Source organism: Cryobacterium fucosi (assembly GCF_004403515.1).
GTDB classification, from domain to species: domain Bacteria; phylum Actinomycetota; class Actinomycetes; order Actinomycetales; family Microbacteriaceae; genus Cryobacterium; species Cryobacterium fucosi.
In genome coordinates, this window is record NZ_SOHH01000075.1 from 48,585 (window position 1) to 60,496 (window position 11,912).

Genomic DNA, 11,912 nt, shown 5'->3' on the forward strand with positions numbered 1-11,912 from the left:
ATCCGGCATTGGCCTGCACCGCACTCGCTTGCTAGTTTTGGCAGTGCCATGCATAACAAATTAGATCCCCACCCCGACCTTCCCATCGACCTGCCGACGGCCGAGCGCATCCACGCCGCCGTGGAGCACTATGGCGAACAAGCGGTCATCGACAACTCCATCGCTCTCCTCCGCGCCAAGAACGCGGGCAAAGACTTCCTCCTCTACGCCGGCGGACGCCACGCGCTGGGCATTCTCGACGGCGCCCCGGCCCTGTACTGGCCCGAGCTGTGGGGCGCCCGCGCCCTGCTCCACGTCTGGAGCGAGGCCGCCGCACCCTACGTCGTGGTCGGACTGAACAACCAGGCCTGGCGGGTGCGCGAGATGTGCGCGCGGGTCATCCTGCTTCGGGGCCTCCAGGTTGCCCCGAAGCTCGTGCGCCTCACCACCGACGAGGTGCCCCGTGTGCGCGCCGCCGCCCTGCACGCGCTCGCCGCCCAGGGCAGCGCCGACCACCTCGCCACCATCGTGCAGCGCCTGCGCGACCCGGACAAGGAGGTCCGCCGCGCCGCCCAGCAGGCCAGGGACGTGCTCTCCGGCCGCTGGAACCTGCCGAAGAACACCAGCCAGGGCGCCGAGCAGACCCACGGCACCCGGCACACCCACGACGAGGGCGAGTAGCATCGCCTCGGTGATTGGGCTCGTCCCGCCGGTGATTGAGCTCGTCGAAATCAGGGTATCGGGGGTCTCGACAAGCTCGACCACCGGTGATTGAGCTCGTCGAAATCATCGCGAATGTCGCAGGATGAGGGGGATCTGATGTTCCAGCGCTACGTCGCCATCGGCGACAGTTTCACCGAGGGCGTCGGCGACGAGCTGCAGGGCGGCCGGCTTCGCGGCTGGGCCGACCTGGTCGCGCTCGGCCTCGCCGCGGCATCCGACGCCCCGGTCTCCTACGCGAACCTCGCCGTGCGCGGGCGCCTGCTCGGCCCGATCGTCGCCGAGCAGCTCGAACCGGCCATCAGCCAGGCCCCCGACCTGCTGTCCATCTGCGGCGGCGGCAACGACCTGATGCGGCCGCGGGTCGAGATCTCCTACGTCATCGACCTGTTGGGCCAGGTCGTCGAGCGCGGGCTCGCCAGCGGCGCCCACGTGCTCGTGCTCAGCGGCGGCAACCCGTCGCGCCACCTGCCGATGGGTGCGGTGATGCAGCGCCGCGGCGATCGGCTCGCCGAGGCCGCGCGGGACGCGTTCGTGCGTCCGGGGGTCACCCTGGTCGACAACTGGGCCGACGCGCTCCTCGCCGACGCGCGGTTCTGGTCGGTCGACAAGCTGCACCTGAACGCCCTCGGGCACACGCGGGTCGCCGCCAACGTGCTCGACGCGCTCGGCGTGCCGGTGCCCGCCGGATGGGCCGAGGTCGAGGCCGCCGCCGGCGACCGGGTGCAGGGAACGGCCGCGTACTACCGCGAGTACGTGCTGCCGTGGATCGGGCGGCGTCTCACCGGCCGCTCGTCCGGCGACGGACGGCCGCCGAAGCGCCCCACCCTCGAGCTCGTGGACGCCTGAGCCACCCGCGTATATTGACGCTCATCAATATATGATGGATGAGTGCATCGACAACGATCACCGCACCGACGGAGAGCCCTCATGAGCGAAGACACCGACACCGTGCGCGAGGCAGTACGCGCCCGCTACGCCAGCGCGGCCCTGGCCGTGACCCGGCGGGACGCGACCCCGGCGGCCACCGCCGCGTGCTGCGGACCCAGCGACGGGGCGGATGCCGCGGCCGACTGCTGCGGACCGGCGTTCGTCGACGAGAGCCTCGTCTTCGGTGCCGCGCTCTACGACCCCGAATCGACCGGCGCCCTCCCCCAGGCGGCCGTGCTGGCCAGCCTCGGCTGCGGCAACCCCACGGCGGTCGCCGACCTCCGCCCCGGAGAAACCGTGCTCGACCTCGGCTCCGGCGGAGGAATCGACGTGCTCCTCTCCGCCCGCCGGGTCGGTCCCACCGGGTTCGCCTACGGCGTCGACATGACCGACGAAATGCTCGACCTCGCCCGGGCCAACGCCGCGGCCGCGCACGCCGAGAACGTCGAGTTCCGGAAGGGAACGATCGAGGACCTCCCGCTGCCCGACGCCGGCATCGACGTCGTGATCTCCAATTGCGTGATCAACCTGTCCACGGACAAGCCGGCCGTGCTCCGGGAGATGTTCCGGGTGCTCGTTGCGGGCGGCCGGGTCGGAGTGTCCGACGTGGTGGCCGAGAACCAGCTCAGCCCGGCCGAGCGGGCCGCCCGAGGCTCGCACGTCGGCTGCATCGCCGGCGCACTCTCGGTGGAGGAGTACACGAACGAACTCGGCCGGGCCGGTTTCGAGCAGGTGAGCGTCAGCCTCACCCACGAGGTCGCTCCCGGCATGCACGGTGCGATCGTGCGAGCCGTCAAGCCGCTCGACGCCGTCTGATCCCGGCCGTCCGATCCCGGCCGTCTGATCCCGGCCGTCCGGTCGCCGAAGGGCGGCCGCGAGCGGCCGGGCGAGCGGCCGGGCGTCAGACGACGGGCGGCACCCGCAGCAGGGCACCCTCCTCGCGGCAGGTGGCGGCCGCGATGCGCATGGCGTCGGCCAGCAGGCGCTGCCAGCCGGTGGCATCCGTGGGCACGCCCTGGGTCAGGAACGTCTGCACGCTGGAGGCCAGGGTCGCATCGCCCGCGCCCATCGTGTCGACCACGGCGCCGGGAAGCGGGCTGATCGGTTCGCTCACGAGCAGGCCGTCGTCGGTCTCGATCGTCGCCCCGTCGCGCCCGGCGGTCGCCAGCACGTGGTGGGCTCCGGCGGCCACGAGCCGGGTCCGCAGTTCGGCCAGGGTGCTGCCGTAGAGCAACTCGGCGTCTTCGTCACCGACCTTGGTCAGCAGGCTGCGGGCGGCGGCGCGCTCGAAGTTACGCACGAACGCCTCGCGGTCGGCGAGCATGCCGGCCCGCGGGTTCGGGTCGATCACCAGACGCCGCTCCGGGTCGGCGACCGCCGCGAGGAAGGCGTCGGTCTGGGCCGTGTCGTCGAACGGGAAGCAGCTGACGACCACCAGGCTCGCGGCGTCGAGGGCGGCGCGCTCGGCCTCGCCGAACTCGATCCGGCGCTTTTTCGCGGCCTCGTTGAAGGCGTAGCGCGGCTCGCCGTCCGTGCGGTCCGAGGTGGCGCGCGAACTGCCGTGCGGGCCGGGAGTGGCGACCAGGGCGACGTCGTGGGCGGCGAGGAAGTCCCGGAGCACCGCGCCGTCCGAGTCGTCGCCGACCATGGCGATCAGCGTCGTCGGAACGCCGAGCACGGCCAGGCCGACGGCCACGTTCAGGGCTGCGCCGCCCGGGAATTCACGGAGGGACTCCACGTCGCGCAGTTCGTCGATGAGTGCGTCGCCGACGACGACGACACGGTTTGTTTCAGTCATTCGGTCTTATCTCCCCTGATCCGCGAGCAATCAGCTCGGTTGGCACGATATAGGTCTTCCCGATGGTGCGGTCACCATCGAGCCGTGCGAAAACACGTTCGGCGGCCAGCCGTCCGATGCCCTGGGGGTCCTGGGCGACGACGGTGATGCCCGGGTCGAGCAGGTCGGCCAGCGGCACGTCGTCGAAGCCGATCAGCGCCACCGTGCGGTGCAGCCCGAGGGCGCGGAGCGCCCGGATGGCACCGATGGTGACGAGGTGCTGGCTGCTGAAGATCGCCCGCGCGGCCGCCTCCTCGTCGTGCAGCCCGGGGGTGCCGCGGCTCGCGGCTTGCAACATGCTGAACGCCGCAAAAGGGTCGCCCCACATCCGGGCGACCCTTTCGCTGGCGTCAGTTGGGGCTGTGTCAGGTGCGACGTCCCGAGATCGACCGGACCAGGAACATGATCACGGCGATGACGAGAAGCACGACCCCGACCCAGAGCAGGAACTGCAGGGATTGCACGAAGCCGCCGGTGAGGAGAAGCACGACGGCCACGATTGCGATGATGATCAGTAACAGGTTCATGATTGCCGACCTCAACTTGCTCTACTGCCGAGGGACCTCCCCGGTAACCGGCAGCCTAGTCCGATCCGGTCGTTTCGGGCACCACCCGGCTCCTGGCGATGGTGTTCCACCCGGTGCGGTTCGCGCCGGGTTCGATGCTGACGACGTTGATGCCGTGCGGCTTGAGCTCGACCGGGATCGGCCGCGCGTGGCCATGGCGGTGTCCGCAAGCGGTGATCCGGCGGCCCTACTGTTCGCTCTGGAACGCACCGAGCTCGGCGGAGAGCTCCCGTGCGATTCGGGCCGTCAGCGCGCCGACCTCCTCGAGGTGCGCTCCCAGGCGGGGTTTTGGGGCCGACACGTTGATCGCCGCCACGATGTTCTGACGAAAATCGAGGACCGGTGCCGAGACACCCACCACTCCCTTCTCGAATTCCTCGTTCACCGTGGCATAGCCGTGCGCGCGGATCCGGAGCATCTCCGTCCGGAACCCGGCGAAATCCGTGATCCGCGGCCGGCCCTGGCGCGGCGGAAGCGACTCCAGCCCCCCTGCCGGGTTGGCGACTGTCGCGAACGGGCGGAGCACCGCGGTGTCGTGTCCATGAACGTCGTACCACCGGCGCAGGTCCTCGTCGGCCCAATCGCTGACCAGGACCCGGCCCGATGAGGTCTGCCACGCCGCGGTACTGACGCCCTCCCAGCCGACCCCCCGGAACGCGTATTCGCTCATCTGACTCGAGAGCGTCAGCACGTTGCCGCCGCGCAGCACGCACAGGTTCGCCGTCTCCCGGGTGGCGGTGACCACGCGCCGCAGGTAGGGCACGGATGCCCGCACCAGTTGGGCCTCCAAGGTGCGCGCGGCGAGCGCGTAGAGCTGGTAGCCCAGGCGGTAGTTCTGCGTCACCGGATCCCTGGCCACCAGGCCGACCTCGGCGAGCGTTGCCAGGGTGCGGGACACGATTCCCTTGTCCCTGTTCACCAGCTCGGCAACCCTCACCACCCCCAGCCCGCCGGACGATTCGGCCTCAGCGGACCCGAGGGCCTCCATCAACTCGAAATCACGCCGGAGTCCGGCCGAATTCCGGCGTGGCCCCGGGGCGACCGCGGGGCTGGTGTCCTCCATCATGGATGCGACTATAACCGTCAGTTGCCATATGCACAACGACAGTTGCGCAAATAAGAACCGTCTCGTAGCCTCGTTCTATTCGACGGTCGTTTCGGTTCCGAGCCGACCTCAACTCAACTCAACGAAGAGTGAAGGAGGAAGCATCCGTGACGGAATTTGATTTCACCGGGCTGCTGACGTTCTGGGCGCGCCGCTGGGACGACATCCTCGGGCTGGTCGTCGAGCACGTCACCGTCGTTGCCGTCGCCCTCGTCATCGCCATGGCGATCGGCGTCGGCATCGGCATGCTGGTCTGGAACCGCCCCATCCCCCGCTCAGTCACGATCGCGGCCGCCGGCGTGGCGCTGACCGTTCCGTCCCTCGCGCTGCTGGCCATCCTGATCCCGCCCTTCGGCCTGGGCTGGACCCCCACGGTGATCGCCCTGGTCGTCTACTCTCTGCTCCCGATCGTGCGCAACACCGTCGTCGGACTGCGGGAAGTTCCGCCCGCCATCATGGAGTCCGCCAAGGGGATGGGGATGAGCCCGGTCAAGGTGCTCTTCAGCATTCAGCTCCCGATGGCCTGGCCGGTGATTCTCACCGGGGTGCGCGTCGCTGCCCAACTCACCGTCGGAATCGCGGCAATCGCCGCGTACGTCGCCGGCCCGGGCCTGGGGGCTTTCATCTTCAAGGGATTGTCGTCACTCGGCTCCAAGAACGCCCTCAACTTCGCCCTCACCGGCACCCTGGGCGTCGTCATCCTCGCGCTCCTGATCGACGCGATCTTCGTCGCAATCACCCGTTCCACAACCTCAAGGGGACTCCGTGCCTAAGCCAGCAGACACCGCCATCATGCAGATCGCCCGCAACACCAGCGGCGCACGCATCGTGCTCGACGGCGTCACCAAGACCTACCACAACCAGCCGATCGCTGCGGTGGAGAACTTCTCGATGACCGTGGAGCCGGGCGAACTGATCATGTTCGTCGGTCCCAGCGGCTGCGGTAAGACCACAACCATGAAGATGATCAACCGCATCATCGAACCGACCAGCGGCTCCATCTCCATTGACGGGCGGGACGTGCTCTCGCTCGACCCGAACGAACTCCGCCGCCACATCGGGTACGTGATCCAGCAGATCGGGTTGTTCCCCCACATGACGATCGCCGAAAACGTCGCCGTCGTGCCCAGGCTGCTTGGCTGGAGCAAGGCGAAGACCACCGAACGCGTCGAGGAACTGCTCGCCACGGTGGAGCTCGAGCCATCCGAATTCGCTGGCCGTTACCCCAAACAACTGTCCGGTGGCCAGCAGCAGCGGGTCGGGGTGGCCCGCGCCCTCGCTGCGGACCCGCCTGTGATGCTCATGGACGAGCCGTTCGGCGCGACGGACCCGATCACCAGGGAGAAGCTCCAGGCCGAATTCCTGCGGCTTCAGGAATCGCTGGGTAAGACCATCATCTTCGTCACCCACGACTTCGACGAGGCCGTGCGCCTGGGCGATCGCATCGCCGTGCTGAGCAACCGAAGCCAAATCGAACAGTTCGACACCCCCGCGAACATCCTGACCAGCCCCGCAAACGACTACGTCGCCTCCTTCATCGGGCATGGTGCCGCGATCAAGCGCCTCGTCCTCATCCCCGTCACAGAGGCGAAACTCGGTCCGGTCGGCCAGTCAGCCGGCGGGCCGATCACGGTCAGCGTGGACGACTCCCTGCGCGACGCGCTGGACTCGCTCGTGCTCACCGGGCTCCCGGCCCTGACCGTTGTCGACCGGTCTGAGAGGCCGGTCGGATCGATCAGCGTCGACCGCATCTCGGCGGTGCTCGGAGCCGAGGTTCCGATCGCCCCCGTGGCGCGGCGGAGCGCCGGCACCGGCCAGGGGGCATGACCATGACCCTCGATGCCACCCGCCAGATGCTGGCGATCCGGCAGCCGCCCAGTCCTCGCCACGCATTCTTCACGAGAACCCGGTTCGTGACCCCGCTCGTGGTTGTCCTCGTGCTCGGTCTGACCCTCCTGTGGCTCTCAAGCCTGAACCTGGACTCGATTGAACAACGCACCCTCAACCTGGACTACATCGTCGCACGGACTCGCGAGCACCTCGGCCTGACCGTGGTTGCCTCGGCGCTCGTCGCCGTGCTCGCGATTCCCACCGGCGTCGCCTTGAGCCGCACGAAATCCCGCGTCGTGCGGGCAATCGTCCTCGGTCTCGCCAACATCGGTCAGGCCACTCCCGCCGTCGGCGTCATCATCCTGCTGGCGATCGTGTGGAAGACCGGCTACACCACCGCCCTCGTCGCGCTCGTCGTCTATTCCTTTCTCCCGGTGCTGCGCAACACCCTCGTCGGACTGCAGCAGATCGACGAGAGCGTGCGCGAGTCCGCGAAGGGCATGGGGATGACCCGCAATCAGGTGCTGCTGAGGATCGAGCTGCCGCTCGCGGTCCCGGTGATTCTCGCCGGCCTCCGCACGTCCCTCGTCTTCGCCGTGGGCGTCGCCACCATCGCGACCTTCATCAACGCCGGCGGTCTCGGCGACATGATCGTCAACGGCCTGAAGCTGCAGCGCTACCCGGTGCTGATCACCGGCGCGGTGCTCGTCGCCTCCATCGCCCTGCTGATCGACTGGATAGCAGGCATTGCCGAAGACCTGCTTCGCCCACGCGGCATCTAGCCCTCCCCAGCCGCACCTCCTCCACCTCCACTCACTACACCCACAGCGCACCACCCAAAAGGAGTAATCATGAATAAACGGACCACCCTCTCGCTGCTGGCCATCGCGGCCCTCGGCACGTTGGCGCTCAGCGCCTGCTCTGGCGCGGCATCCTCCGGCGGATCCGCCGCCGGGAAGGGCGACGAGGTCGCCGGCCTCACGGGCACCATCGGGGCCAAGGACTTCTCTGAGCAGTTCATCCTCGCCTACCTCACCAGCGAACTGCTCAACGCCCACGGCGCGAAGACCGAGGCCAACACGAAGGTCGTCGGATCCGCAAACGTTCGAGCGGCACTCGAGAGCGACGACTTCATGGGCTACTGGGAGTACACCGGCACGTCCTGGATCACCTACAACAAGAACACCGCGCCCGTGCAGGGCGAGGAGGCCCAGTTCGAGGCCACCAAGGAAGCGGACGCGAAGAACGGGATCGCCTGGCTCGACCCGGCCCCGCTCAACAACACCTACGCCTTCGCCATCCGCTCCGACAAGGCCAAGGAGCTTGGGGTCACCTCGCTGAGCGACATCGCCGCGCTGCCGGCCAAGGAACAGACCTTCTGCATCGAGAGCGAATTCTCGACCCGCGATGACGGCTGGCCCGGGCTCAAGAAGGCCTACGGCATCGACGCGCCGGACTCCAACGTCGCGCTGCTCGACACCGGCGTCATCTACACGGCCACCCAGAAGGGCGACGACTGCAACTTCGGCGAGGTATTCCAGACCGACGGTCGCATCAAGGCGCTCGACTTGACCGTGATGAAGGACGACGAGGCATTCTTCCCCGTCTACCAGGGCGCATTCACGCTCAAGCAGACCACCCTCGACAAATACCCGGGAATCGCCGACGTGATGGCGCTGCTGTCGCCGAAGCTCACCACCGAGGTCATGCAGGCCCTCAACGCGCAGGCGGATGTCGACGGAGACGACCCCGAGGACATCGCCCGCGACTGGCTGACCGAAGAGGGACTGATCTAGGTGCCGCAGGCCCTTCAAATCGGCGAGAGCTTTGTTGGCGACGGCGTCAACGCCGCCCACGTCAACACTGTCTTCGGACATCGCGAAGGGCCGGCGGGGGTGGCCTGGGCTTCGGCCCTGGCCACCCCGAGCCAGGGGCACGTTCCCTTCGTGACCGTGCTCCGACCATCGCTTCCGGTCAAGCCGCTCACCCTGTTCGTCACCAAGGCGGCGCCCACCGGCGACGCCCACGGACTCCTCATCTGGGGTCCCGCCCAGGCCGGCATCGCCGCCGGAGTGGCCGAAGCTCTGGCCGACGGGGTCATCTCCCGGGAGGAAGCCGACTCCCACGTCATCATCGCGGCGGTCTGGGTCAACCCCGGTGCCGACGACGCCGAAACGGTCTACGCGAACAACCGGCTGTCGGTGCGCACTGCCCTGGAGAACGGCGCCCGCAGCCTCCCCGACACCGACGAGGTCATCGCGGCCCGCTCCACCCCGACCAATCCGTTCTTCACCCCGCAGACCTAGTGCCTGCAGAACCAGGAAGCCCCACATGTTGATCACGGCCATCCGCCTGACCCGGCTGAGCCTCCCCCTCGACCCCCCGTTCCACGCGGCGTGGGACCCGAACCCACGGACGTCCTTCCCGGCGACCCTCGTCGAGGTGGAAACGGACAGCGGCCTGGTCGGGGTCGGTTCGGGCGACACCATGGACGGGTTCGAAGCCTACGAAGACCTCTTCCTCGGAACGGACCCGCTCCAGATCCTCAACCAGGTTCGGCGGATCGAGACGATCAATTTCCACGGCGGCCGCTACTGGCCCCTCGAGGCCGCGCTGTGGGACATCGTGGGCCAGATTGCCGGCCTTCCGGTCAGCGTGCTCTTCGGCGGGGCCAGGGACCGGCTGCGGGCCTACGCCTCCTGCGGCGAGCTGAAGGCACCGGCGGCCCGGGCGGAGTCGGCCCTGGCCGCCCGCGAACGCGGCTTTCGCGCCATGAAGATCCGCATCTCCCGCACCGGCATCGCCGAGGGAATCGCCGCGGTTCGCGCCACCCGCGACGCCGTCGGCGACGATTTCGACATCATGGTCGACCTCAATCAGATGTGGCGGATGAGCGGTGACATCGAGGCAGCGCTCCCTCTGGCCCAGGTACGGCGTGTCGCGGCCGAGCTGAATGATCTCGGCGTTCTTTGGCTCGAGGAACCGCTGCCGCAGGCAGACATCGTCGGTGCCCGTCGCGTGCGCGCAGAGACGGGAATCCAGGTCGCCGGCGGGGAGATGGTTCGCACCATGACCGAGCTGGCCGCCCTGATCGAGGCGGACGCCTACGACATCTACCAGCCGGACGTCGTGCTCGCCGTGGGCATGTACCGGGCGAGGCAGGTCGCCGAGTCGGCCAACCTCCGCCACCGCCTCTTCACGCCCCACACCTGGAGCAACGGACTCGGCCTTCTCGCCAACCTGCACGTCGCAGCCGGCGTCGACGCCGGCCCGTACCTCGAGTTCCCCTACGATCCTCCGGGCTGGACCCCCGAGCGACGGGACTTCTTCATGGAACCGCTCGACATCGACTCACACGGCAACCTGCTGGTGCCGGCCACCCCGGGGCTCGGCGCCCGGATCGACTGGGATGCCGTCAGGAGGTACACCGTATGACCGACTGGATCGCCCGCGCGAACGCACTCACCCCTGAGACACGGTTGTTCATCGACGGAGAGTTCCGCCCAGCGCTCGACGGAGCCACGTTCGACACCATCGCACCTCGCCACGGCCGGTTCATCGCCGCGGTCAGCGCCGCCGGCGAGGCGGATGTCGACGCCGCGGTGCGGGCCGCCGCACGCGCGTTCGAATCCGGCGTCTGGTCCCGGGCCGACCGCCGGCAGCGCCAGCGGGTGCTCCTGCGACTCAGCGACCTCATGCTCGAAAACCTCGACGAGCTGGCCCTGCTCGAGTCGATCGACTCCGGCCACCCGATCGGCGATGCCCGAGGAGTGGACGTCCCCAACGCGGCGCGCACCGTGCGCTGGTATGCGGAAGCCATCGACAAGGTCTACGACGAAGTCGCCCCGACTCCGCGCAACGCACTGGCACTGGTGACGCGGGAGGCGCTCGGCGTCATCGGTGCCGTCGTTCCCTGGAACTACCCGCTGATCATCACCGCATGGAAGATCGCGCCGGCTCTCGCGGCCGGGAACTCGGTCGTCCTGAAACCTGCCGAACTCACCAGCCTGTCCGCGCTCAAGCTCGCCGAGCTCGCCGCCGAGGCCGGGCTTCCGGCCGGGGTCCTGAGTGTCGTGCCCGGGTTCGGCCCGGTGGCCGGGCAGGCGCTCGGGCGGCATCCGCTGGTCGATAAGATCACCTTCACCGGTTCACCTGCCGTCGGCCGGGGATTCCTCAGCTACGCCGGGGAATCGAACGGCAAACAAGTTGCCCTCGAACTCGGCGGGAAGTCCCCGCAGGTCGTGCTCGCAGACGTGGATGACATCGCCGCGTGCGCGTCCTCCGTCGCCTGGGGCATCTTCTACAACTCGGGGCAGACCTGCCACGGCGGCAGCCGGCTGATCGTCGACGAGCGCGTGCACGACGAGCTCGTCGCGGAGGTCATCAAGGTCGGCCGGGAGCTCGTGCTCGGCGACCCGCTCAACGAATCCACGCAGATCGGCGCGATCGCCAGCGCACGGCAGCTCGAACGAGTACTGGCCTATACGGACATCGCCGAGTCGGAGGGCGCGATCGTCTACGGTGGCCGACGGGTGCGACCGGAGGGCCTGGATGAGGGCTACTACGTCGAACCCACGGTGTTCACCGGGGTCGACAACGCCGGACGGATCGGCCAGGAGGAGATCTTCGGCCCCGCCCTGGCGGTAACGACCGTGCGGGGCGCCGCGGAGGCCGTGCGCGTGGCGAACCAGAGCGAATACGGACTCGCCGCGAGTGTCTGGACCTCGAACATCACCACCGCCCACACCGTGGCCCGGGAGCTCAACGCGGGCACCGTCTGGGTCAACACCTTCGACGTGGCCGATGTGATCACCCCGTTCGGCGGGTTCAAGAACTCGGGAAATGGCCGCGATCGCTCGCTGCACGCCTTCGATGCCTACACGGCACTGAAAACCACCTGGATCAACCTGGGCGACTCGCCCCTGAGCAACAACTGAGAAAGCGA

14 protein-coding genes are annotated in these 11,912 nt (G+C 68.5%); 10 read left to right on the forward strand and 4 right to left on the reverse strand.

Going from position 1 to position 11,912, the window contains the following annotated elements; genetic code table 11:
- Positions 1 to 48 precede the first annotated feature (48 nt).
- From E3T48_RS11240 to arsM, 3 genes are all read left to right on the forward strand, one after another.
- A complete protein-coding gene (locus tag E3T48_RS11240) occupies positions 49 to 660 on the forward strand; it encodes a HEAT repeat domain-containing protein (RefSeq protein ID WP_134524143.1) in 612 nt (203 codons plus the stop codon).
- Between the two features lie 114 nt (positions 661 to 774).
- The gene (locus E3T48_RS11245; RefSeq protein ID WP_241986773.1) at positions 775 to 1,548 is read left to right on the forward strand and encodes an SGNH/GDSL hydrolase family protein; all 774 of its coding nucleotides are present in this window, start codon (positions 775 to 777) and stop codon (positions 1,546 to 1,548) included.
- A gap of 81 nt (positions 1,549 to 1,629) precedes the next feature.
- Positions 1,630 to 2,445 carry an arsenite methyltransferase gene (arsM, locus tag E3T48_RS11250; protein WP_134524144.1) on the forward strand — a complete coding sequence of 272 codons (816 nt, stop codon included), beginning with the start codon at positions 1,630 to 1,632 and terminating at the stop codon, positions 2,443 to 2,445.
- Between the two features lie 85 nt (positions 2,446 to 2,530).
- On the opposite strand, the gene E3T48_RS11255 is transcribed toward arsM, so the two are convergent.
- The 4 genes from E3T48_RS11255 to E3T48_RS11265 form a co-directional block, all read right to left on the reverse strand.
- Complete coding sequence (locus E3T48_RS11255; protein ID WP_134524145.1) at positions 2,531 to 3,427, reverse strand: carbohydrate kinase family protein; 897 nt, start codon at positions 3,425 to 3,427, stop codon at positions 2,531 to 2,533.
- Positions 3,420 to 3,764 (reverse strand): substrate-binding domain-containing protein, encoded by a 345-nt coding sequence (locus tag E3T48_RS11260; RefSeq protein WP_338145236.1) that lies wholly within the window; start codon positions 3,762 to 3,764, stop codon positions 3,420 to 3,422. Before E3T48_RS11260 ends, E3T48_RS11255 begins: the two co-directional genes overlap by 8 nt.
- Positions 3,765 to 3,831: 67 nt before the next feature.
- Positions 3,832 to 3,993, reverse strand: a complete 162-nt coding sequence (locus E3T48_RS16775) for a hypothetical protein (protein ID WP_166789709.1) — start codon at positions 3,991 to 3,993, stop codon at positions 3,832 to 3,834.
- A gap of 226 nt (positions 3,994 to 4,219) precedes the next feature.
- Positions 4,220 to 5,098, reverse strand: coding sequence for an IclR family transcriptional regulator (locus E3T48_RS11265; RefSeq protein WP_134524147.1), 879 nt, complete (start codon positions 5,096 to 5,098; stop codon positions 4,220 to 4,222).
- Positions 5,099 to 5,244: 146 nt separating this feature from the next.
- On the opposite strand from E3T48_RS11265, the gene E3T48_RS11270 reads away from it, so the two are divergent.
- The 7 genes from E3T48_RS11270 (at position 5,245) to E3T48_RS11300 (ending at position 11,904) form a co-directional block, all read left to right on the forward strand.
- Positions 5,245 to 5,910: an ABC transporter permease gene (locus E3T48_RS11270; RefSeq protein WP_241986774.1), complete on the forward strand. Its 666-nt coding sequence runs from the start codon at positions 5,245 to 5,247 to the stop codon at positions 5,908 to 5,910.
- Positions 5,903 to 6,964, forward strand: coding sequence for an ABC transporter ATP-binding protein (locus E3T48_RS11275; RefSeq protein ID WP_420898368.1), 1,062 nt, complete (start codon positions 5,903 to 5,905; stop codon positions 6,962 to 6,964). The genes E3T48_RS11270 and E3T48_RS11275 overlap by 8 nt, the downstream gene beginning before the upstream one ends.
- On the forward strand, positions 6,961 to 7,749 hold the full coding sequence (locus E3T48_RS11280; RefSeq protein ID WP_241986775.1) for an ABC transporter permease: 789 nt from the start codon (positions 6,961 to 6,963) through the stop codon (positions 7,747 to 7,749). Before E3T48_RS11275 ends, E3T48_RS11280 begins: the two co-directional genes overlap by 4 nt.
- A gap of 69 nt (positions 7,750 to 7,818) precedes the next feature.
- Positions 7,819 to 8,763: a glycine betaine ABC transporter substrate-binding protein gene (locus tag E3T48_RS11285; RefSeq protein WP_134524148.1), complete on the forward strand. Its 945-nt coding sequence runs from the start codon at positions 7,819 to 7,821 to the stop codon at positions 8,761 to 8,763.
- The gene (gene fae / locus E3T48_RS11290; RefSeq protein WP_134524149.1) at positions 8,764 to 9,273 is read left to right on the forward strand and encodes a formaldehyde-activating enzyme; all 510 of its coding nucleotides are present in this window, start codon (positions 8,764 to 8,766) and stop codon (positions 9,271 to 9,273) included. It abuts the gene before it with no gap.
- Positions 9,274 to 9,298: 25 nt separating this feature from the next.
- Positions 9,299 to 10,402: a mandelate racemase/muconate lactonizing enzyme family protein gene (locus E3T48_RS11295; RefSeq protein WP_134524150.1), complete on the forward strand. Its 1,104-nt coding sequence runs from the start codon at positions 9,299 to 9,301 to the stop codon at positions 10,400 to 10,402.
- On the forward strand, positions 10,399 to 11,904 hold the full coding sequence (locus E3T48_RS11300; protein ID WP_134524151.1) for an aldehyde dehydrogenase: 1,506 nt from the start codon (positions 10,399 to 10,401) through the stop codon (positions 11,902 to 11,904). Before E3T48_RS11295 ends, E3T48_RS11300 begins: the two co-directional genes overlap by 4 nt.
- Positions 11,905 to 11,912 lie beyond the last annotated feature (8 nt).